Below are 23,493 nucleotides of genomic sequence, written 5' to 3'. Positions count from 1 at the left end.
CGCGCCGCTCCTCCCTTCCCCACCCGAGCACACGCTCCGTGGTGCGCCCCGGCGCCCACGTCTTCTAGGAGTCCTCATGAACACCCCGTCTTCGCGCGAGAACCGGATCGCCGCGCTCCCCGATCATCTGCGTGCGGCCCTCGCCGAGCGTCTGGCCGGCCGCTCCGCCGCCCCGGGCGGTCTCGCGGTTCCCCGCGTCCCGCGCTCCGAGCCCCTCCCGATGTCCTTCGGACAGCAACGCCTCTGGTTCATGGAGGACTTCGCACCGGGCGGCACCGACTACCACCTGGCGGAGGCGCTGCGCCTGACCGGCCCGCTCGACGCCGGGGCGCTGCGCGCTGCGGCCGGCGACCTGGTGGCCCGGCACGAGGCCCTGCACACCTCCTTCGGCCTGGCCGACGGCAAGGGCGTGCAGGTCCTGCGCCCCGAACTGGCCCCCGAGTGGACGCTCGTGGACGTGTCGGACACCGATCCGGCCGTCCGCGAGGAGCGCGTGCGCGAACGGGTGCGGGCCGAGATGAGCCGTCCGTACGACCTGGAGGGCGGCCCGCTGGTGCGGGTGCTGCTGGTGCGGCTGTCCGGCACCGAGCACGTCTGCGTGCTGGGGATGCACCACATCGTCACCGACGGCTGGTCGATGGGGATCGCCGCCCGCGAATGGGGCGAGCTCTACGCGGCCCGGGTCGAGGGCCGTGCGCCGCGGCTGGCCGAAGTACCGCTGCAGTACCCGGACTTCGCCGCCTGGCAGCGCGGCCGGCTGGAGGACGGCGGGCTGCTCGCCGCCGGGCTCGGCTGGTGGCGGGAGCGGCTGGCGGGGCTCGCCCCGCTGGAGCTGCCCACCGACCGGCCGCGTCCGGCGGTGCGGTCCTCGGCCGGCGCGGCCCTGCGGTTCGAGGTGCCGGGCGCGACGCTCGACGCGGTGGCGGAGCTGGCGCGGTCCCGCGGCGCGACCCTGTTCATGGTGCTGACCGCGGCCGTCGGCACGGTGCTGGCCCGCTGGTCGGGGCAGGAGGACATCGCGCTGGGCACCTCCTCCTCGGGCCGCCGCGAGGAGGAGCTGGAGCAGCTGGTCGGCTTCCTGGTCAACACGGTGGTGCTGCGCTCGCGGGTGGCCCCGGAGATGACCTTCGACGAGCTCCTCGGCCAGGTCAAGGAGACCGTGCTGGACGCGTTCGCGCACGAGGACGTGCCGTTCGACCGGCTGGTGGAGGCGCTCGCGCCGGAGCGCGACCCCAGCCGTACCCCGCTGGTCCAGGCGATGGTGGTGCTGCACAACACCCCGGCCGGGTCGGTCGGCTTCCCCGGTGTCGCCGCGGCGCCCTACCCGCTGGAGCGGGACGCCTCGCTGTGCGACCTGACCGTGGAGTTCGAGGCGCGCGACGGCGCGCTGCTCGGCCTGATCGAGTACAGCACCGAACTCTTCGACGAGGCGACGGCGGCCCGGCTGGCCGGCCACCTGACCACCCTGCTCGCCTCGGCCGCCGCACACCCCGGCCAGGCCCTCGCGGACCTGCCGATGCTGACGGACGGCGAGTACCGGCAGGCCGTCGAGGAGTGGAACGCGACGGAAACGGAGGCCGGGGACCCGGCGCCGGTCCACGAGCGGGTGGCCGCGCAGGCGGCGCGCACCCCCGACGCCGTGGCCGTCGTCGCCGACGACGCCACGCTCACCTACCGGGAACTGGACGAGAGCGCCAACCGGCTGGCCCACGTCCTGCGGGAGCGGGGCGCGGGAGCGGGCACGCCGGTCGGGCTCTGCGTACCGCGCGGCGCCGCCATGGCGGTCGGCCTGCTGGGCATCCTCAAGGCGGGTGCGGCGTACGTACCGCTCGACCCGGACTATCCGGCGGACCGGCTCGCGCACATGCTGCACGACTCCGGTGCGGCCCTGGTGGTCACCGATGAGGCGGTCCGCGGACGGCTTCCGGAGTCGGGCGCCGCCCTCGTCGACCTGACGGCCGACCGCGAGGCGATCGCCGCGGCCCCCGCCACCGCGCCCGGGGTCGCCGTCTCCCCCTCGGACCTGGCCTACGTCATCTACACCTCGGGCTCCACGGGCCGCCCCAAGGGCGTGGCGATCGAGCACCGCAATACGACGCACATCTGCGGGGCCTGGGACCAGCAGTACGGCCTGTCCCACCTGGCGCTGCGGTTCCTGTCCGTCTCCAGCATCTCCGTCGACCTGTTCTTCGCCGACCTCATCCGTTCGCTGCCCTTCGGCGGGGCCCTGATCATCGCCTCCCGGGACGTGACCACGGACCCGCCCGCGCTGCTGGCGCTGATCGAGCGGACCGGCGCCACCGGGCTGGAGATCGTCCCGTCCCTGCTGAACGCCGTGCTGGCGGAATCCGCCCGCCGTGGCAGCCCGTTCCCGCCGCTGAAGCTGATCTCGGTGGGCTCCGAGGGCTGGCGGGTGGAGGACTGCCGGGAACTGCTGCGCCGGATCGACCCCGGCACCCTGGTCGTCAACGCCTACGGCGGAACCGAGGCGACCATCGACTCGACGGTGTTCCTGCCCCGGCTCGACAGCCTGGGCGACGGGGTCTTCGTACCGGTCGGCCGTCCGCTGCCGGGCACCCGCGTGTACGTGCTGGATTCCGGGATGCGGGTGGTGCCGGTCGGGGTACCCGGCGAGATCTGGATCGGCGGCGCGGGCGTCGGCCGCGGCTACCACGGCAACGAGGAGCAGACCGCGGAGCGGTTCCGGCCGAGCCCGTTCGTGGCGGGCGACCGCCTGTACCGCACCGGCGACCGCGCCCGGCGGCTGCCCGGCGGCGACCTGGAGTTCCTCGGCCGGGCCGACGACCAGGTCAAGATCCGCGGCTTCCGGGTCGAACTCGGCGAGGTGGAGAAGGCCGTCCGCTCGCACCCCGCCGTGGAGGAGGCGGTGGTCGTCGCCCGGGAGGAGGGCTCCGGACGCCGCCGGCTCGTCGCCTATCTGGTGACCGGCCGCGAGCTCGCCCCCGCGGAGCTGCGCGGCCACCTCGGCGGTCTGCTGCCCGACTACATGGTTCCGGCGGCGTTCGTACGGCTGGAGCGGCTGCCGCTGACGCCCAGCGGCAAGGTGGACCGCCGGGGGCTGCCCGAACCCGGTGCGCAGGATGCCGCACCGGACGCGGAGTACGCCGCCCCGCGCGACGAGACCGAGGAGGTGCTGGCCGCCGCGTGGGCCGCGGCGCTGGGTGCGGAGCGGGTCGGCATCCACGACAACTTCTTCGACCTGGGCGGCGACTCGATCCTGTCGATCCAGGTCGTCTCGCGGGTCCGCCAGGCGGGCTACCGGCTCACCTCCAAGCAGCTCTTCGTGCACCAGACCGTCGCCGCGCTGGCCGCCGTGGTGACGAGGGACGAGGAGCCGGGCCCCGCGGCCCCGGACACCGGCCCGGGTGCGGCCGAACTCACCCCGATCCAGCGCTGGTTCTTCTCCGCGCACACCGTGGCCCCGGAGCACTACGCGATGTCGGTGCAGGTGGAGCTGGCTCCGGACGCCGACAGCGGGCTGCTGGGCCGTGCGCTGGAGGCCGTGGTCGCGCACCACGACGCCCTGCGGATGCGTTTTCGCCGCGAGGGCGAGGAGTGGGTCCAGGAGTACGGCGGCGGCACGGACGCCGGCCTGCTCGACGTGTGCGACCTGACCGCGCTGGACGAGCCCTCGCGCCGCACGGTGATGCACGGGGCGGCGCTGGCGGCCCAGCGGTCCCACGACCTCGCCGCCGGCTCCCTGGTGCGGGGCGTCTTCTTCGACTTCGGTGCGGACCGGGCGCCGCAGCTGCTGCTGGCCGTCCACCACCTGGTGGTGGACGGGGTGTCCTGGCGGGTGCTGCTGGCCGACCTGGCCGCCGCGTACGACCGGCTCGCCGAGGGCAAGGCGGTGGACCTGGGCCCGAAGACCAGCAGCTACCGGCAGTGGTCCGGGCAGCTGGCCGAGCTCGTGCGGTCCGGCGGGCTCGACTCCGAGGTCCCGTACTGGCGCGCGGTGGACCCGAACGGCGCCCCCGCCCTGCCCGCCGACCGGGACGGGGCCAACACCACCGCCCACGAGCGGACCGTCGAGGTGCTGCTGGGACGGGAGGAGACCGAGGCGCTGCTGCACCGCGTACCGGCCTCCTACCGCACGCAGATCAACGACGTGCTCATGGCGGCGCTGGGCCGGACCCTGGCCGGCTGGACCGGCCGGGACCGCCTGGTGATCGGCCTGGAGGGCCACGGCCGCGAGGAGCTGTTCGACCACCTCGACCTCTCCCGCACGGTCGGCTGGTTCACCACCCACTTCCCGGTCGCCCTCGCCCTCCCGGCCGCCGGCGCCGGCTGGGGCGCGTACCTGAAGTCGGTGAAGGAGCAGCTGCGGGCGATCCCCGGGCGGGGCCTGGGCTACGACGCGCTGCGCTTCCTGTCCCGGCCGGACGGCCCCGGCCACGCGCTGCGCGGCGACCGGCTCCCGGAGATCAGCTTCAACTACCTCGGCCAGTTCCACGGCACGACGGACCAAGGCGGCCTGGTCCGCGGCCGGGTGCCCGCCTGCGGTCTCGACCACGCGCCCGAGGAGCCCCGCCCGTACCTGCTGGACGTCATCGGCCTGATCGACGACGGCCGGCTCGGCGTCAGCTGGACGTACTCCGGCGAGGTCTTCGAGCGGGCCACGATCGAGCGGCTCGCCGGGGAGTTCCTGACCGCGCTGCGCGAGATCATCGCGCACTGCCTGGCCGAGGGCAGCGGCGGCGCCACCCCCTCCGACTTCCCGCTGGCCGGTCTCGACCAGGCCGCCGTGGACCGGATCGCCGGGGACGGGCGCACGGTCGCGGACATCTACCCGCTGACGCCGACGCAGGCCGGGATGCTCTTCCACACCCTGGCCGACCCCGGCGGCCCCGGCTACTTCGACCAGATGGTCTTCGAGTTCGACGACGTGGACGACGTCGAGGTGCTGGCGGCGGCCTGGCAGTACGTCACCGACCACCTGGAACTGCTGCGCGGCTCGCTGGTGTGGGAGGGGGTGCCGCGGCCGCTGATGGTGGTCAACCGGCACGCCGAGCTCCCGGTGACCCACCTGGACTGGCGGGAGCTGCCGGAGCACGGGCACCGGGCGGAGCTGGAGCGCTTCCTCGCCGAGGACCGGGCCCGGGGCCTGGACCTGGGCACGGCTCCGCTGGCCCGGCTCACCCTGATCCGCACCTCGCAGACCGGCGTCCGGGTCGTCCGCAGCTCCCACCACGTGCTGCTGGACGGCTGGAGCACCTTCCAGATGCTGTCCGCGCTCTCCGCCGCGTACGAGGCGCTGGCGGCGGGCCGGAACCCCGTCCTGCCGGCCCACACGCCCTTCCGCGCGTACGTGGAATGGCTGGAGGCCCAGGACCTGACGCAGGCGGAGGCGTACTGGCGCGGCCGGCTGGCCGGGTTCGAGGAGCGCACCCCGCTCCCCCTCGACCGGCGTCCCGCGCCCGGCCACCAGGCGGCGTCCACCGCACGGCTGGTCCGGCGGCTCTCCCCGCAGGCCGGGGCGGAGCTGTCCGCCTTCGCCCGACGGCACCGGATCACGGTGAACGCGCTGGTGCAGGGCGCCTGGGGACTGCTGCTGTCGCGGTACACGGGCCGGGGTGACGTACTGTTCGGCGCCACCGTCTCCGGCCGGCCCGCCGATCTGCCGGGCGTGGACTCGATCGTCGGCATGACGCTGAGCACCCTGCCGGTGCGGATCGAGGTCGACGGCGCCGCGCCGGTCGCCGAGTGGCTCGGGCGGATCCACGAGGCCCAGGTGGAGGCGGCGCAGTACGAGTACGTTCCGCTGTCCCGCATCCAGGGCCAGAGCCCGCTCGGGGGCGCCACCCCGCTCTTCGAGAGCCTGGTCAACTTCGAGAACTACCCGATGACCGACGGGACGGCGGCCGCCCGGGGCTTGCGGCTGCGGAACCTGGAGAGCGTCGAGACGACCAACTTCCCGCTGGTCCTGCGCGCGTACGCGGGCGACGGGTTCGGCTACTCGCTGGCCTACGACCCCCGGCTGCTCGACGGGGCCACGGTCGAGCGCATGGCGGGCCACCTGGAGACCCTGCTGACCGGCATGGCCACCGATCCGCTGCGGGCGGTGTCCGCCGTGCCCATGCTGTCGGACGAGGAGTTCGAGCAGGAGGTCCGCGGCTGGAACGCGGCGAGCGCGGTGCCCGGCCGGGGGGAGTTCCTCCACGAGCGGTTCGCGCGGTGGGCCGCACGGACCCCGGACGCGGTGGCCGTCTCCTCCGCGGAGGGCACCGTGACCTACCGGGAGCTGGACGAGCGGGCGAACCGGCTCGCGCACCACCTGATCTCGCTGGGCGCCGGCCCCGACCGGCTGGTGGGCCTGTCGGTCGAGCGCGGCCCGATGATGGTGCTGGGCGTGCTCGGCATCCTCAAGGCGGGGGCCACCTACGTTCCGCTGGACCCGGCCTATCCGGCCGAACGGCTCGCGTTCATGGTCCGCGACTCCGGCATGGGCGTCCTGCTGACCCAGCGGGAGCTGCGGGACCGGCTGCCGGTGTCGGGGGCCGTCGAGGTGGAGCTGGACGGTGACGGGTCCGCCCTGGAGGCGCACCCGGCGACGGCGCCGCAGGTGGCGCTCAGGGGCGGGAACCTGGCCTACGTCATCTACACCTCGGGGTCGACCGGCCGCCCCAAGGGCGTCATGGTGACCCACGCGAACGCCGCGAACCTGCTGCCCTGGCTGGAGCGGGCCTACCCGGTCGACCCCAGCGACAAGGTGCTGCTGCGCACCTCGATGAGCTTCGACGTCTCGGTGTGGGAGCTGATGCTGTCGGTGCTCTCGGGGGCGACCGGGCACGTGGTCCCCACCGACGTGTCCAAGGACCCCTTCGCGCTCGCCGACGTCCTGGACCGGTACGGCATCACCATCGCGCAGTTCGTCCCGTCGCTGCTGGGCGCCCTGCCGCTGGAGCGCAGGCCGCGCGCGCTGCGCCGGCTCTTCGTCGGCGGCGAGCCGCTGCCCAAGTCGGTGGCCGACGCCGTCCGTTCCGCCTGGAACGTGCCGCTGGTCAACAAGTACGGGCCCACCGAGGCGACCATCCAGATCACCGTCGCCGAGCACCTCGGCGACGGTGACGAGGAGACCGTCTCGATCGGCGGCCCGATCGCGGGCGCCTCGCTGTTCGTGCTCGACCCGCAGCTGCGGCCGGTGCCGGTGGGCGTGGCGGGCGAGCTGTACGCGGCCGGCCCGGTCCTGTCCCGGGGCTACCTGAACCGGCCGGGGCTGACCGCCGAGCGGTTCGTGGCCTGCCCGTTCGGGGAGGCGGGGGCGCGCATGTACCGGACCGGGGACATCGTCCGGCGCACGGCGGACGGCCGGCTCCAGTTCATCGGCCGGGCCGACGACCAGGTCAAGATCCGCGGCTTCCGCATCGAGCTGGGCGAGGTCGAGGCGGCGCTGGACCGGCTGGCCGGCGTCGGCCAGGTCGTGGTGTCCGTACGGGAGGACAGCCCGGGTGTGCGCCGGCTCGTCGCCCACTACACCGCCGACCGCGCGCTGACCGCGAACGAGCTGCGCACCGCCCTGTCCGCCTCGCTGCCCGAGTACATGCTGCCCGATGCCTTCGTCCGGCTGGAGCGGCTGCCGCTGTCGCCGAACGGCAAGGTGGACCGCAAGGCGCTGCCCGCCCCGAGCGCCGCGGGAGAGCAGCAGGAGGCGCCGTACACCGCGCCGCGGACCGGGACCGAGGAGACCTTGGCCGGGCTGTGGGCCGAGGCCCTCGGTGTGCCGCGCGTCGGCGTCCACGACAACTTCTTCGACCTGGGCGGCAATTCGATCCTGGCGATCCTCGTGGTCTCCCGTACGCACAAGGCACTGGGCATCCAGGTCTCGCCGCGGTTGCTGTTCGACGCCCCGACGGTCGCCGAACTCGCGGCCGCGCTGGTCCCGTCGGACGACGCCGACGGCACGGACGGCGCGGACGGGCCGGGCGGCGGCACGGGCGGGGCCGACGGCCCGGCGATCCCGGTGGTGCCCCGTACGGGCGACCTGCCCATGTCTTTCGGGCAGCAGCGCCTGTGGTTCCTGCAGGACTTCAACGAGGACAGCACCGAATACCACTCGACGGCGGCCGTACGGCTGACGGGCGAGCTGCACGCGGACGCGCTGCGCACCGCGGCCGGCCTGCTCGCCGCCCGGCACGAGGCGCTGCGCACCACCTTCGCCCTGGCCGACGGCCGCGGGGTGCAGCGGGTCCACGAGGTGCTGGAGCCCGGCTGGCGGACGGCCGACCTGTCGGACGTCGCCGAGGAGGAGCGCGAGGAGCGGCTGCGCACCCTGGTGCGCGCCGAAGTGGACCGGCCCTTCGACCTGGAGGGCGGCCCGCTGCTGCGCCTGCTGCTGGTGCGGCTGGCCGCCGGCCGGCACGTGCTCGTCCTCGGCATGCACCACATCGTGACCGACGGCTGGTCGATGGGGATCGTCGCACGGGAGCTGGGCGCGCTGTACGCCGCGCAGGTCCGCGGGGTTCCGGCGGACCTGCCGGACGTCCCCGTCCAGTACCCGGACTTCGCCGCCTGGCAGCGCGGCAGGCTGGAGGACGGCGGTCTGCTGGAGGAGCAGCTGGCCTGGTGGCGGGACCGGCTGGACGGGGTCGCGCCGCTGGAGCTGCCCACGGACCGGCCGCGGGCGGCCGTCCGCTCGGCGCGCGGCCGCTCCGTCACCTTCGAGGTCCCGGCCGCGGTGGTGGCGGGGGTCAAGGAGGTGGCGCGGGAGCAGGAGGCCACCTTGTTCATGGCCCTGACGGCCGCGCTGAAGGTGGTGTTCGCGCGGTACTCCGGGCAGCGCGACATCGCGGTCGGCACCGCGTCGGCGGGCCGCGGCCGCGCGGGGCTGGAACACCTCGTCGGCTTCCTGGTGAACACCGTCGTGCTCCGCTCCGAGGTCGACCCGGCGATGCCGTTCCGCGAGCTGCTCGGGCAGGTCAGGGAGACGGCACTGGAGGCCTTCGCCCACGAGGAAGTGCCGTTCGAACGCGTGGTGGAGGCGGTGCGGCAGGAGCGGGACACCAGCCGGACCCCGCTGTTCCAGGTCATGGTCGTGCTCCAGAACACCCCGGGGAGCCACCTGGAGCTGCCGGGGCTGCGCACGGCGGGCTTCGAGATGGAGCGCGACTCCGCGCTGTACGACCTCACCATAGAGTTCGAGGAACACCCGGACGGGGTGCGGGGCCTGGTCGAGTACAGCAGCGAGCTGTTCGACGAGGAGACGGTCGCCCGGTTCGCCGAGCACGTGAAGACCGTCCTGGCGGGCGTCGCCGCGAGCCCGGAGCAGACCGTGGCCGGGCTTCCGCTGCTCGCGTCCGGCGAGTTCGAGCGGGTGGTGCGGGAATGGAACCGGACGGGCGGTGTGCCCGCTCCGCAGGGTCCGCTGCACGCGAGGGTCGCCGCCCGGGCCGCCGCCACCCCGGCGGCGACCGCGGTCTCCTGCGGGCCGGAGGCCCTGTCGTACGGGGAGCTGGACGAGCGGGCGAACCGGCTCGCGCACCACCTGGTGTCCCTGGGCGCGGGCCCCGGCGTGCTGGTGGGCCTGTCCGTCGAGCGCGGCGTGGACATGGCCGTCGCCATGCTCGGCATCCTCAAGTCCGGGGCGGCCTACGTTCCGCTGGACCCCGCCTATCCGGCGGACCGGCTGGCGCACATGGTCCAGGACTCCGGGGCGCGGATCCTGGTCACCCACCGCGGCCTGGAGCGGCGGCTGCCGCAGACGCGGGCCGCGGTGGTCGACCTGGACGGCGACGCCCCGGCGATCGGCCGGCGTCCGGGGACGGCGCCGCGGACCGCGGTGTCGGGCACGGACCTCGCCTACGTGATCTACACCTCCGGTTCCACCGGCCGCCCCAAGGGCGTGGCCGTCGAGCACCACTCGGTGCTGCACCTGCTGGAGAACTGCCGCCCGGTCTACGGGTTCGACGAGCGGGACGTGTGGACGGTCTTCCACAGCTACGCCTTCGACTTCTCGGTGTGGGAGCTGTGGGGCTGCCTGGTCACGGGCGGCCGCGCGGTGATCGTCCCGCGGGACACGGCGCGCAGCCCGGAGGCCATGTGGTCGCTGCTCGACGAGGAAGGCGTGACGGTGTTCAGCCAGACGCCGTCGATGTTCCGCGAGCTGGTGGCCACGGCGGCGGAGCGCGGCTCGGCGCAGCCGCCGGCGCTGCGGTGGGTGGTGTTCGGCGGTGAGCCGCTGGAGCCCAAGCACCTCGCGACCTGGTTCGACCGGTACGGATCGGCCCCGGCCCGGCTGGTGAACATGTACGGCATCACCGAGACCACCGTGCACGTGACCTTCCAGGAGGTGCGGGCCGGGCATCTGGCGGACGGGGGCCGGATCCCGGTGGGGCGGCCGCTGCCCGGCTACCGGGTGCTGCTGCTGGACGCCGCGGGCCGGCCGGTGCCGGTGGGGGTGCCCGGCGAGATCCACGTGGCGGGCGGCGGTCTGGCCCGCGGCTACCTGAACCGGCCCGAGCTGACGGCCGAGCGTTTCCCGCTGAACCCGTATGGCGCACCCGGTGAGCGGATGTACCGCTCCGGCGACCTGGCGCGCTGGCGGCCGGACGGCACCCTGGAACACCTCGGCCGCAGCGACGACCAGGTCAAGGTGCGCGGGTTCCGGATCGAGCCCGGGGAGATCGAGGCGGCGCTGCTGGACCACGGGTCCGTCCGGGAGGCCGTGGTCGTCGCCCACCAGGACGAGGGCGGGCACCGCAGGCTCGTCGCCTACCTGGTGGGCGGTGCGGGGCTGTCCACGGCGGAGCTGCGCGAGCACCTCGCGTCCTCGCTGCCCGACTACATGATCCCGGCCCTGTTCGTGGTGCTGGACGCCCTGCCGCTGTCGCCGTCCGGGAAGGTGGACCGGCGCGCGCTGCCCGCCCCGGAGGCACAGGCCGACGCGTCCGGCGCCGAGTTCGTCGCTCCGCGCGACGCCGCGGAGGAGGCTCTGGCCCGGATCTGGGCGGAGGTGCTGGGTGTGGACCGGGTCGGCGTCCACGACAACTTCTTCCACCTCGGCGGTGACTCGATCCTGTCCATCCAGGTCGTGTCCCGGGCCCGGCAGGAGGGTCTGCAGCTGACCTCCCGGCTGCTCTTCCTGCACCAGACCATCGCCTCCCTGGCCGCGCGGGCCGCGGCGGCCGGACCGGGCCACGCGCCCGCGGCGGACGTCGAACCGGAGCGCGGCACCGTCGAACTCACCCCGGTCCAGCGGTGGTTCCTCGACCAGCAGGAGGGCGTCACCCCGGACCAGTACGCGATGTCGGTACGGGTCGAACTGGCTCCCGGCACCGATCCCGTGCTGCTCGGCCGGGCGCTGGACGCCGTGATCGCCCACCACGACGCCCTGCGGCTGCGGTTCACCCGCGGCCCGGAGGGCTGGGTGCAGGAGTACGGCGACGCGCCGCGCGGCGTGCTCGAGGTCTGCGACCTGTCCGGCGCGCCGGACCCGGCCGCCCGGGAGCGGGCCGCCGACGAGGCGGCGCTGGCCGCCCAGCAGGGGCTCGAACTGGCCTCGGGGACCCTGGTCCGGGGCGTCTTCTTCGGCCTCGGCGGGGACCGGCCGCCGCAGCTGTTCCTGGCCGTGCACCACCTGGTGATGGACGGCGTCTCCTGGCGGGTGGTCCTGGAGGACCTGGCCACCGCGTACGGGCAGCTCGCCGGCGGCGGCGTAGCCGACCTCGGTGCCCGCAGCAGCAGCTATCGGCAGTGGGCCCGCCGGCTGGCCGACCACGTCCGGTCCGGCGGCCTCGACCACGAGGCGGAGTACTGGACGGGAACCGCGGGCTCCCGGGCCGTCCCGCAGGACGGCGAGAGCGCCGGCACCCACGGGGCCAACACCTACGGGGGCAGCGCCGTGGCGTCCGTCCGGCTGGGCCGGGAGGCGACCGGTGACCTGCTCAAGCGGGTGCCCGGGGCCTTCCGCACCCAGATCAACGACGTGCTGCTGACGGTGCTGGGGCGGGTGCTGGGCGAGTGGGCCGGCGCCCCGGTGACCGTCGCCCTGGAGGGCCACGGCCGCGAGGAGCTGTTCGAGGACGTGGACCTGTCCCGCACCGTGGGCTGGTTCACCACGATCCACCCCGTCACCCTGGAGGTTCCGGCCGGCGACTGGCCGCCCGCGCTCAAGGCGGTACGCCGCCTGCTGCGCTCCGTGCCCGGACGGGGGCTGGGCTACGGCGCCCTGCGCCACTTGTCCGCACCGGAGGGACCCGGCCGGGCGCTGGCCGCCCAGGAGCAGCCGCGTGTGAGCTTCAACTACATGGGCCAGTGGGACCAGGCCGCCGATCCGCAGGGGCTGGTCCGCGGGCACCTGGACTCCCTGGGCCGCGACCGGGCGCCCGGGCTCACGCGCCCGCACCTGATCGACATCGTGGCGGCCGTCGTCGACGGCGAGCTGCGGATCGACTGGATCCACTCCCCCGCGCACCACCGCACCGCCACCGTCGAGCGCCTGGCCCACCGGTTCCTGCGGGGACTGGAGCAGATCACCCGCCAGGCACGTGCCAACTGAAGGGTTCTTCCCGTGAGTCGCTATGTCTTGAACCAGAACGAAACGGATGCGGTGGCCGGGCTGGCGGACCGCTTCCTCGCCGGCCACCAGGGCTGGGAGCCGCTCATCCTCGCCGATGAGATCAGGGCGGAGTCCGAGCGGCTGCCGCTCGGGATACGGCAGTTCCTGGTGTCCTGCCGGACCGCCGAGGAGCCCGTCATCACCCTGGCGAACCTGCCCGTCGACGAACGTCTGGTGCCGACCCCGGCGAGCTGGCAGGTCGCCGAGAAGGAGGGAGCGGCGGTCCGCGAGGAGCTGGTGCTGCTGCTGATCGCCTCCGTGCTCGGGGATCCCTTCGCCTGGGCGAACCAGCAGAACGGCCGCCTGGTGCACGACGTCTGCCCGGCCAGGGGCCAGGAGTCCTCATTGACCAGCGCGAGCAGTGAAACCCAGCTCACCCTGCACACCGAGGACGTGTTCCACGCCTGCCGGGGGGACTACGTGGCCCTCATGTGCCTGCGCAACCCGGACCGGGTGGGCACGACCGTGGCGGGGCTCGACTCCCGTTCCCTGCCGGAGCCGTTGCGGGAGGTGCTGGCGCAGGAGCGCTTCCGCTTCTACCCGGACGACTCCCATGCGGTGCCGCCCCGCTACTGCGGCGGGCGGCCCGTCGCCCGGGAGGAGCGCGAACACGAGGTGGCTTCCGTCCTGTTCGGCCCCGCCGATGCCCCGTACCTGCGGATCGACGCGGACTTCACCAGCGCGCTGCCCGGTGACACGGAGGCCGCTGAGGCCATGCAGGAGTGCGCCGGGCTGCTGAACGCGTCCGCCGAGCGGGTCGTGCTCGGCCCGGGCGAGGCGGTCTTCCTGGACAACTACCGGGTGGTCCACGGCCGGGACGTGTTCGTGCCCCGGTACGACGGCGAGGACCGGTGGCTCAAGCGCACGAGTGTGGTCCGCGACCTGCGGCGCACGTACGTGCACACGCGGTCCCGCTCCCGCGTGCTGGGCTGACATGGCCAGGAAGGACTTCACTCTGCTGTGGGCGAGCCAGGCGGTCGGCGAGTTCGCCTACAGCACCTCCCTGATCGCGCTGCCCCTGCTGGTGCTGACGATCACCGGGTCCCCCTCGCAGGCGGGTGTCATCGCGTTCGCCGACGCCGCCGCCCTGCTGCTCGCCGGGCTGCCGGCGGGCGCCGTGGCCGACCGGTACGACCGGCGGTCGGTGATGCTCTGGTGCGAGGGGGTGCTGGTGGCGGTGTTCGGCGTCGCGGCGCTGTCGTTGTGGGTGGAGGTGGCCGCGCTGCCGGTCCTGGTGCTGCTGGCGCTGGTGAGCGGTGCGGCCACCGCGGTCCTGCTCGCCGCGGGCGCGGCGATGGTGCCGGCGCTGGTCCCCCGGGAGGAGCTGTCCGGCGCCGTCGCGATGAACTCGGCGCGCACGTACGCCGGCCAGCTCGCCGGCACCTCGGCGGGCGGCTTCCTGCAGGCGATGCGGAACGCTCTGCCGTTCGCCTTCGGCGCCGTCGCCCACGCGGTCAGCTTCGTCCTGCTGCTCTTCATCAAGCCGCAGCCGCCCGCCGGACGGGAGGCGGCCGGGGAGGAGGCCGGGAAGGGAGCCGGGGAGGGGGCCCGGAAGTGGTCCGCCCGGGACCTGGTGGACGGGATCCGCTGGATCTGCGGCCAGCCCTTCCTGCGGCTGGGCCTGCTGTACGCCACGGTCACCAACTTCTTCTACGGAGCGGTGTACTTCGTCGTGATCGCATCGGCGAAGACGAGCGGGATGAGCTCGGGCCTGGTCGGCGTGATGGCCGCGCTGCTCGGGGTCGGCGGACTGCTGGGCGCCCTGGCGGCGCCCCGGCTGCAGCGGGTCCTGACCGGGTCCCGTCCCATCTACCTCGTCCTGTGGCTCTTCGCCGTGCTGACCGCGGGGATCGCCCTGCTGCCGGGCGGCTACACGCCGGGCGTCCTGCTGGGCGTCACGGCGTTCACCGCGCCGACCGCGAGCGCCTACTTCACGACGTACCAGCTGCTGCTCACCCCGGACACGCATCGCGGCCGGGTGATGAGCGTGGCGAACATCTGCAGTGCGGGCGGCGCGGCGGTCGCGCCGCTCGCCGGGGGCGCCGCCTTCGACTTGTGTGGACGGCCGGTCACTCTGCTGGCCTGCTCGGCCCTGCTGGGGCTCATCGCCCTGTCGGCCGTGCTGAGCCCGGTCATGCGCCGCCCACCGGAGCCGCCGGCCGTGGCGGAGGCGGGCGACGGGGCGGCCACGGTGCCGCAGTCAGCGCGGTGAGCACGCACATCAGGCGTCGCCGGCCCGACTGATCAGGAATCCGGGATGTCAGAGCCCGATGGCTCGAAACCACCCTGCCCCGAGGCCGGTTGATCACTGTAGGCTCGTCGACAGTCATCAACTCATGTGGATGCGCAAGGTATGGGGGCGCGCGGGTGACCGCGTGCATGGCTTTGACATCAGGAGAAATGCGTTGGTTACCCTCCGACTGACCGTCGAGGACCTGTCGCGAATACGCTTCATCGGCACGCTGGGGGCGGAGTTCGAATCGCGCCTCGCGGAGCTCAGATACGCGGAGCCGCTCCAGGACGAGTTCAGCGAGTGGCGTCGGAAGGTGAAGCGGAGACTGCGCCGCATCTCCACCATCGCGGCGTCCGCACCACCGCCGGCGTCCCGCGCCGCGACCGGGCCCTCCCCCGTCGGGGGGTACTTCCACGCGACGGCCGTCGAACCGTTCTGGGGGCGGATCCGCAGCCATCTGGAGATGGAGCGGGAGCTGTTCGGGCGCACGGCCCTCGCGGGCGGGGTGGAAAGCGCGCTCAACCGGCTGCACCCGACGATCGACTGGGACGCCCCCTACTTACGGGTGGACAACGGGCAGAACGCACGGGAGATCCGGCTCACGGGGGACGGGATCGTCCTCGCCCCCTCCCTGTTCGCCAGCCGTCCGCTCGTCCTGGACCCGGAGAGCGGACGGCAGGGGCTGACCACCCTGGTGTACAACGTCCCGCTCGACACCGAGTCCGCCTCCTCCCTGTGGCAGGCCGAGGAGGACGGCGCCGCGGCCCTGCGCGAACTGCTCGGGCACACCCGGGCGAGCGTCCTCGAAAGCGTGCGCGTGCCCAGCTCCACCGGGGACATCTCCCGCCGCCTGCACATCTCGAAGCCGTCCGCGAGCAAGCACGTCAGCGTGCTCCGGCGGTCCGGGCTGGTGGCGACCGAGCGCAAGAGCAACCTCGTCGTCCACCGCCTCACCCACCTCGGCGAAGCCGTTCTCGGATAGAAGGATGGGCCGCAACACCATGAGCAAGAAGTCCCCCTGGCTGGTGTCCTACGGGCCCGGCCCGGACGCGGAGACCCGCGTGATCGCCTTCCCGCACGCCGGCGGCAGCGCCAGCTTCTTCCGCGACTGGGCGCAGCACCTGGGCCCCGGCTGCGCGTTGCAGTCCGTCCAGTACCCGGGCCGGGAGAACCGGCTGGCCGAGCCGCTGGTCCCCTCGATGGAGCAGCTGGCGCAGGGCGTGGCCCGGGCGCTGGCCGACGGGCCCGCGGCCGCACGCGAGACCGTGTTCTTCGGGCACAGCATGGGCGCCGCGGTCGCCTACGAGACCCTGCGGCTGCTCGAGGCCTGGGGCTCCCCCTCTCCGCCCGTCACACGGCTGTGCGTGTCGGGCCGGGAACTGCGGGCCGCTCCCGAGCCGGGCGCCGCGGCCGTCCCGGACGTCCCGGTCGTCCCGGTCGTCCCGGTCGTCCCGGTCGTCCGCGACGACGAGGAGCTCATGGCCTCCATGACGCGACTGGGCGGAACCCGCTCGGCGGTCCTGGACGATCCGGATCTGCGGGACATGGTGCTGGACATCGTCCGCAACGACTACCGCCTGATCGACGCGTACCGGCCCGACCCGGGCGCCGCGCCCCTGCGCGCCGAGGTCCTCGCCCTGACCGGGGACCGCGATCCCCAGGTGGACCTCGGCCGGATCGACGCGTGGGCCTCGGTCACGACCGGTGCGTACGCGCGCCACGTGTTCCCGGGAGGCCACTTCTACCTCACCGACCACGCACCACGGCTGCTGCGGCTCGTGACGGGAGGACGGGCGGCAGGCTGAACCGTCACCGACGAAGGTAAAATGCGCCTTCGAAGATGGAGGCACGGCGCATGACCAACCCCGACGACAAGCCGACCAGCAGCCTGGCCGACAAGCTGAACCACCTGTTCAGCAGCACGGCCCCGGCCGGCCGCGGGCCTTACACGGGCGAAGAGGTCGCACGGGCGATCACGGCGTCCGGCGTCCCCATCTCGGGCAGCTACATCTGGCTGCTGCGCAAGGGACAGCGCGACAATCCGACGCTGCGGCACATCGAGGGGCTGGCGAAGTTCTTCGGTGTGCCGCCCGCGTACTTCTTCGACGACGAGGTGACCGACACCGTCAACTCCGAGCTGGCCCTCCTGGCGGCCATGCGGGACGCCCAGGTCCAGCGGGTCGCGCTGCGGACCGCCGGGCTGTCGGAGCGGAGCCTGCGTTCCATCAACGAACTGATAGAGCGGGTCCGTGAGTTGGAGGGGCTCGGGGAGAATCCGCCGCAATCCGGGAGTACCGCCGGGGACTGACGCGAAGCCCCCCTTGACAGGTCCGTACTGGCGCAAACCCGCCTGTACCCACCGGGACAACTGTGCTGGGGTAGAACTCCTGACGATCACTCGGGGGGATCCTCATGTTCAGCGGTGCAGCACTCAGCGTCGACGTGCTGTGATCGTCGTGCGCTGGCGATCGAAACTCGGGGGCCCGGCCGCCAACCCACTGGCCGAGAGGTGCCTGGAGAAGGTGCGGGGCCTGCGTCTGCCGCCCGGGGAGAAGCTGACCATCGGCGAACTGTGCGACTACGTCGGCACCCTGCGCGAACGGCAGGTGCACATCGTCACCCTGGCCCTCCCCTCCACCGGACCGCACGGACTGTGGGTCTCCACCGACACCCGGGACTACATCTTCGCCGAGGAGCGCCTGGTTCCCGTCCATCAGCAACAGGTGATCCTCCACGAGATCGGCCACGTCGTGTGCGACCACGACACCTCGCCCGTCATGACCCGGGACGCCTCGCTTCTCCTGATGCCCTCGCTCGACCCGGCGCTCGTACGGCGCGTCATGGGCCGGGAACACGGCGACTCGGAGGCCGAGGTGGAGGCCGAGCTGGTGGGCTCGCTGATCGGCGGGCTCATCAGCACGTGGAACGTCCACCCGACCTGGACCGTGCCGCCGGAGGCCCGGGACATCGCCGAGCGGCTGAGCTCCCTGGAATCGCCCGTGGCGCGGGACCCGGCGTGAACACCCTCCTCTACCCGCTGTGTTCGGCGGTGGCCCTGGCGGCGCTCCTCTACAAGGCCCGGGTGCTCAGGACGGACCGCTCGGTCCCCCAGGTCGCCCTGGTCGCCAACTTCCTGCTGCTCTTCGTCATCTTCACCGTGTCCACCCCGTCCGTCTGGGTGCGGGTCAGCGCGTTCGCGGGGATCGAGAACTTCTCCGGCCTGCTGACCCAGAGCTGCGTGGTCATCATGACCGTCTGCCAGCAGCTCGTACTTCTGCACTTCAGCCACGGACCGGAAACGGCCCGCCGCAAGGCGGTCCCCCGCGTGGTGGCACTGGGGCTGGTACTGGTCACCATGTCGGTGCTGTTCTTCGCCGCGACGGCCCACGGCGAGGCGCCCCACGACTTCGCCGTGGCGCGCGCCCAGTTCACCCCCGCCTACCTCGTCGTCTACCTCGCCGCCTTCACGGCGAACCAGGTCCAGGTCGGGGTGATGGGCCGGCGGTACGCCAGGATCGCGCCGTCCCCGTGGCTGCGCCGCGGCCTGCGCATGGTCGCCCTCACCCTGCCCTTCGCGCTCCTCTACACGGGGGCCCGGGCCGCCGACGTCCTCGCGGCCCAGCTCGGCCACGACGGACGCGCCTGGGAGCCCGTCGCGCAGATCGGGGTGGCCATCGCCGTGATCGTCCAGACGATCGGCTGGATCCTGCCCGACTGGGGCCCGCACCTCACCTCCCTGCGCGACCGCCTGGGACACCGGATCGCCCACCGCGCGCTGGGCCCCCTGCACCGCAGCCTCACCGAGCACGTACCGGAACCCGTTCTGCCGTTCACCCGGGCCCTGGACCTGCGGACCCGCCTGTACCGCATGGTGATCGAGATCCGCGACGCCCAGTGGGCCCTGCGCACCTGGATGGACGCGGACGTGGCCGAGCTGGCCCGGCAGGACGCCGAGCGGGCCGGCCTGCGCGGCGAGGAGCTGGCGGCCGTGGTGGAGGCGGCCCAGCTCCGCAACGCGATCGACGCGAAGCGGCGCGGTCTCCCGCCCCCGCGGCAGCCGCAGACGCCCATGGCCGCGGCCCCCGGCGACCTCGCGGCCGAGCTCGCCTTCCAGCGCAGGCTCGCCCGCGCCATGTCCTCGCCCCTCGCCGTCCGCTACGCCGGCCGGCCCGAAACCCCCAGCACACCACGCAAGGAACCCGCATGACCCTGAACCCCGCGCCGACGGCCCTTCCCCAGCCCTTCGGCGGCGACTTCCCGGCCGACCCCCACACCATGTACGCGCAGCTGCGCGAGAAGGGGTCCGTCCACCGCGTGGCGCTGCCGGACGGCTCGCCGGTATGGCTGGTGACCCGGGAGGCCGATGTCCGCCAGGGCCTCACCGACCCCCGGCTGTCCGTCGACAAGAGGCACTCCGGGACGGGCTTCACAGGCTTCGCCCTGCCCCCGGCGCTCGACGCGAACCTGCTGAACATGGACGCCGACGACCACCTCAGGCTGCGCCGCCTGGTGTCCCAGGGGTTCACCCCCCGCCACGTCGAGAGCCTGCGCGGCTCCGTCCAGGCGGCGGTGGACGCGGGGGTCGACCGGCTCGTGGCGCGCATGGAGGCCGAGGGGCGGGCCGACGTGGTCGCGGAGCTCGCCAGGCCCCTGCCCCTCACGGTCATCGGTCAGCTGCTCGCGGTGCCGGTGGCGGACCGGGAGGCGTTCTCCGGCTGGGTGGCCGCCATGCTCGCACCGGCGTCGCGCCAGGAGCTCGGCTCCGCGATCGGGGCCGTCCACGGCTTCCTGCTCGATCTGGTGGCCCGGCGGCGCGCCCACCCCGGCGACGACATGCTGTCGGACCTGATCGCCGCCCGGGACGACGAGGACCGGCTCACCGAGAACGAGCTCGTCTCGCTGGCCTTCCTCCTCCTCATGGCGGGGAGCGAGAACGTCCAGCACCTGCTGGCCAACGGCCTGCTCACCCTGCTGACGCACCCCCGGGAGCTGGCGGCCCTGCGGACGCGTCCGGAGCTGCTGCCGCAGGCCGTGGAGGAGCTCTTGCGCCACTCCCACCCCAACCACACCGCGATCCGGCGGTTCCCGACCGAGCCCGTCGACATCGGCGGCGTACGGATCCCCGCGGGCGACACCGTGCTGTTCTCCCTGGCCGCCGCCCACCGCGACCCGGCCCGCTACCCGGACCCCGACCGGTTCGACCTCGACCGGGAGGACAAGGGCCACCTCTCGCTCGGCCACGGCCTGCACTACTGCCTCGGCGCCCCCCTGGCCCGCATGCAGGTGTCCCTCGCCCTCGGCACGCTCCTGCGCCGCGTGCCGTCCCTCCGGCTCGCGTGCCCGGTGGAGGAGATCCGGTGGACGACCACCTTCAGGTTCCACGCCGTGCGGGAGCTGCCGGTCGCCGCACCGGCGGACGGCGGGGCTACGCGCAGGACGGGCACAGCCCCCGGTAGGTGACCTCGACCCCGGACACGGTGAAGCCGAACCGTTCCTCCGCCGGGAGGGCGGCCAGCGGGCTGGCGGCCGGGTGGACGTCGCGGATGAGGCCGCAGCCGGAGCACACCAGGTGCTGGTGGGGACGGTGCGCGTTCGGGTCGTAGCGCTTCGCACGGCCGTCGGTGGAGACCTCCACGACCTCGCCGAGGGAGACCAGCTCGCCCAGCGCGTTGTAGACGGTGGCCCGGGAGATCTCGGGCAGCCGCTCCGCCGCGCGGGCGTGCACCTCGTCCGCCGTGAGGTGCACGTGCTCGCCTTCGAGGACCTCCGCGACGACGCGCCGCTGGGACGTCATCCGCCAGCCACGCCCCCGCAGCCGCTCGAGCAGATCACTCATATCGGCTCCCCGATGAGATATTGGCTTGGTGTCCGTCTTGACTTGGATTCTGTCCATCGTAGGATCGGTTCTGTTGATAGCCAAGAGGATGAATGACCCCAAAGCGGCAGGAGTCATTCGAGACCGTCCAGGACGTGACCACCTCGGCGTCGAGACCGCGATCCGCCTGGTCCGGAAGGATTCCCATGTCTGAGAACCACGATGCAATCGTCGTAGACGCCAAAACGGAGGGCGGAGGTGGCTGCCCCGTCGCGCACGGGCGCGCCCCGCACCCCACCCAGGGCGGCGGAAACCGCCAGTGGTGGCCCGAGCGGCTCAACCTGAAGATCCTCGCCAAGAACCCCGCCGTGGCCAATCCCCTGGGTGAGGAGTTCGACTACGCGGCCGCGTTCGAGGCCCTGGACCTCGCGGCGGTGAAGCGTGACATCGCCGAGGTGCTCACCACCTCGCAGGACTGGTGGCCGGCGGACTTCGGCCACTACGGCCCGCTCATGGTCCGCATGGCCTGGCACAGCGCGGGCACGTACCGCATCAGCGACGGCCGCGGCGGCGCGGGCGCCGGCCAGCAGCGCTTCGCCCCCCTGAACTCGTGGCCGGACAACGGCAACCTGGACAAGGCCCGCCGTCTGCTGTGGCCGGTCAAGCAGAAGTACGGCCAGTCCATCTCCTGGGCCGACCTCATGATCCTCACCGGCAACGTCGCCCTGGAGACGATGGGCTTCAAGACCTTCGGCTTCGCCGGCGGCCGCGCCGACGTCTGGGAGGCCGACGAGGACGTGTACTGGGGCCCCGAGACCACCTGGCTCGACGACCAGCGCTACACCGGCGACCGTGAGCTGGAGAACCCGCTCGGCGCGGTCCAGATGGGCCTGATCTACGTCAACCCGGAGGGCCCCAACGGCAACCCGGACCCGATAGCCGCGGCCCGCGACATCCGCGAGACGTTCCGCCGGATGGCGATGAACGACGAGGAGACCGTCGCCCTCATCGCCGGCGGCCACACCTTCGGCAAGACCCACGGCGCGGGCCCGGCCGACAACGTCGGCGCCGACCCCGAGGCCGCCCCGCTCGAGGCCCAGGGCTTCGGCTGGGCGAACACGTACGGCACCGGCAAGGGCGCCGACACGATCACCAGCGGTCTCGAGGTCACCTGGACCAGCACCCCCACCCAGTGGGGCCAGGGCTTCTTCAAGAACCTCTTCGAGTACGAGTACGAGCTCACCCAGAGCCCGGCCGGCGCCCACCAGTGGGTGGCCAAGGACGCCGAGGCGATCATCCCCGACGCCCACGACGCGTCGAAGAAGCACCTCCCGATGATGCTCACCACCGACCTGTCGCTGCGCTTCGACCCGGTCTACGAGCAGATCTCGCGGCGCTTCTACGAGAACCCCGACCAGTTCGCGGACGCCTTCGCCCGCGCCTGGTACAAGCTGACGCACCGCGACATGGGTCCGATCGTCCGCTACCTCGGCCCGGAGGTCCCCTCCGAGACGCTGCTGTGGCAGGACCCGCTGCCGGCGCGCGAGGGCGAGCTCGTCGACGCCGCGGACATCGCCTCCCTCAAGGAGCAGATCCTCGGCTCCGACCTCACCACCGCGCAGCTGGTCTCCGCGGCCTGGGCCTCCGCCTCCTCCTTCCGCGGCAGCGACAAGCGCGGCGGCGCCAACGGTGCCCGCATCCGCCTGGAGCCGCAGCGCACCTGGGAGGTCAACAACCCGGACGACCTCGCGCAGGTGCTGCGCACCCTCGAGGGCATCCAGGCCTCCTTCAACGCCGCGGGCGGCAAGCAGGTCTCGCTGGCCGACCTGATCGTGCTCGCGGGCTCCGCGGCCGTCGAGAGGGCCGCCAAGGACGGCGGCGTCGAGATCGAGGTGCCGTTCACCCCGGGCCGGGTCGACGCCTCCCAGGAGCAGACGGACATCGAGTCCTTCGCCGCGCTCGAGCCGGCCGCCGACGGCTTCCGCAACTACGTCGGCAAGGGCAACCGCCTGCCGGCCGAGTTCCTGCTGACCGACAAGGCGAACCTGCTGACGGTCAGCGCGCCCGAGATGACCGTGCTCGTCGGTGGTCTGCGGGTCCTGGGCGCCAACCACGCCGGGTCGAAGCACGGCGTCTTCACGGACAAGCCGGGCACGCTGTCCAACGACTTCTTCGTCAACCTGCTCGACATGGGGACGACCTGGAAGTCGACGTCCTCGGCGCAGGACGAGTTCGAGGGCCGTGACGCCTCCGGCGCGCTCAAGTGGACCGGTACCCGTGCCGACCTCGTCTTCGGCTCGAACTCCGAGCTGCGCGCGCTCGCGGAGGTCTACGCGAGCGACGACGCGAAGGAGAAGTTCGTGAAGGACTTCGTCGCCGCGTGGAACAAGGTCATGAACCTCGACCGGTTCGACCTGGTCTGATCCCGGCGTCCGGGCCGGCCCCTCCGGGGGCCGGCCCGGACGTTTTTCCGTACCCCGGTACTTCCCCAGTGGGCCGCCCCCGTGCGGCCCACCACCATTTGGGCCCCGTCCGGGCGGCCCGTTCCTGGGGGCGGCGGGCGGGAATAGCGGGTGGACAGCTCCCATGTGCGGGCGGGGCGGGTGGCGTTGACTCGGGCATGCCGATCGGCCCGTACGGCGACTGAAGACCACTCGACCCGACCTCCGAGGAGGTGACTTCGATGAGCGTACTCAAGCTCCAGAACCTGCAGCCCGTGGCGACGAACAACAGCGCTGCCGTCATCAGCCTGACGAGCAGCAGCAGCACCTGCTGCTCCACCAAGCCGGTGTAACCCCCGACGGCGATCCGTGCCGGGACGCGCTGTGTCCCCGTACGGATCGCCGTTTCCGTTTCTCCCGGCCGCTGCCG

The 23,493-nt window shown here is 73.3% G+C and carries 12 protein-coding genes; 11 read left to right on the top strand and 1 reads right to left on the bottom strand.

All coding sequences use genetic code 11. The annotated features are described in order from the left end of the window. Window positions 1-76: 76 nt before the first annotated feature. The 9 genes from ACZ6I1_RS02005 to ACZ6I1_RS01965 all read left to right on the top strand — a co-directional run bounded on the left by ACZ6I1_RS02005 (window position 77) and on the right by ACZ6I1_RS01965 (window position 20,267). Window positions 77-12,514 carry an amino acid adenylation domain-containing protein gene (locus ACZ6I1_RS02005; protein WP_469282059.1) on the top strand — a complete coding sequence of 4,146 codons (12,438 nt, stop codon included), beginning with the start codon at window positions 77-79 and terminating at the stop codon, window positions 12,512-12,514. A 12-nt stretch (window positions 12,515-12,526) separates the two neighbouring features. Then, complete coding sequence (locus ACZ6I1_RS02000) at window positions 12,527-13,507, top strand: TauD/TfdA family dioxygenase (RefSeq protein ID WP_469282057.1); 981 nt, start codon at window positions 12,527-12,529, stop codon at window positions 13,505-13,507. A 1-nt stretch (window position 13,508) separates the two neighbouring features. Continuing rightward, window positions 13,509-14,786, top strand: coding sequence for an MFS transporter (locus ACZ6I1_RS01995; protein WP_469282056.1), 1,278 nt, complete (start codon window positions 13,509-13,511; stop codon window positions 14,784-14,786). A 193-nt stretch (window positions 14,787-14,979) separates the two neighbouring features. After that, complete coding sequence (locus tag ACZ6I1_RS01990) at window positions 14,980-15,789, top strand: ArsR/SmtB family transcription factor (RefSeq protein ID WP_469282054.1); 810 nt, start codon at window positions 14,980-14,982, stop codon at window positions 15,787-15,789. Window positions 15,790-15,808: 19 nt separating this feature from the next. After that, the gene (locus ACZ6I1_RS01985; protein ID WP_469282052.1) at window positions 15,809-16,612 is read left to right on the top strand and encodes a thioesterase II family protein; all 804 of its coding nucleotides are present in this window, start codon (window positions 15,809-15,811) and stop codon (window positions 16,610-16,612) included. 50 nt (window positions 16,613-16,662) lie between these two features. Next, window positions 16,663-17,115: a helix-turn-helix domain-containing protein gene (locus tag ACZ6I1_RS01980; protein ID WP_469282051.1), complete on the top strand. Its 453-nt coding sequence runs from the start codon at window positions 16,663-16,665 to the stop codon at window positions 17,113-17,115. A gap of 148 nt (window positions 17,116-17,263) precedes the next feature. Further along, complete coding sequence (locus ACZ6I1_RS01975) at window positions 17,264-17,827, top strand: hypothetical protein (protein ID WP_469282049.1); 564 nt, start codon at window positions 17,264-17,266, stop codon at window positions 17,825-17,827. Continuing rightward, a complete protein-coding gene (locus ACZ6I1_RS01970) occupies window positions 17,824-19,014 on the top strand; it encodes an MAB_1171c family putative transporter (RefSeq protein ID WP_469282048.1) in 1,191 nt (396 codons plus the stop codon). The genes ACZ6I1_RS01975 and ACZ6I1_RS01970 overlap by 4 nt, the downstream gene beginning before the upstream one ends. Beyond that, window positions 19,011-20,267 carry a cytochrome P450 family protein gene (locus ACZ6I1_RS01965; RefSeq protein ID WP_469282047.1) on the top strand — a complete coding sequence of 419 codons (1,257 nt, stop codon included), beginning with the start codon at window positions 19,011-19,013 and terminating at the stop codon, window positions 20,265-20,267. The genes ACZ6I1_RS01970 and ACZ6I1_RS01965 overlap by 4 nt, the downstream gene beginning before the upstream one ends. On the opposite strand, the gene ACZ6I1_RS01960 is transcribed toward ACZ6I1_RS01965, so the two are convergent. Beyond that, entirely contained in the window at window positions 20,233-20,643 is a 411-nt protein-coding gene (locus ACZ6I1_RS01960; RefSeq protein WP_469282045.1) for a Fur family transcriptional regulator, read from the bottom strand. The genes ACZ6I1_RS01965 and ACZ6I1_RS01960 overlap by 35 nt on opposite strands. Window positions 20,644-20,828: 185 nt before the next feature. Here ACZ6I1_RS01960 and katG point away from each other — a divergent pair, with 185 nt between their 5' ends. Both katG and ACZ6I1_RS01950 read left to right on the top strand, forming a co-directional pair. Then, complete coding sequence (gene katG / locus ACZ6I1_RS01955) at window positions 20,829-23,045, top strand: catalase/peroxidase HPI (protein WP_469282043.1); 2,217 nt, start codon at window positions 20,829-20,831, stop codon at window positions 23,043-23,045. A gap of 260 nt (window positions 23,046-23,305) precedes the next feature. After that, complete coding sequence (locus ACZ6I1_RS01950) at window positions 23,306-23,416, top strand: class III lanthipeptide (protein ID WP_362586987.1); 111 nt, start codon at window positions 23,306-23,308, stop codon at window positions 23,414-23,416. Window positions 23,417-23,493: the final 77 nt, after the last annotated feature.

The organism is Streptomyces sp. NPDC046303 (genome assembly GCF_055588085.1).
The sequence above is the reverse complement of the archived record's forward strand: the minus strand, read 5'-3'. Positions and strand labels throughout refer to the sequence as shown.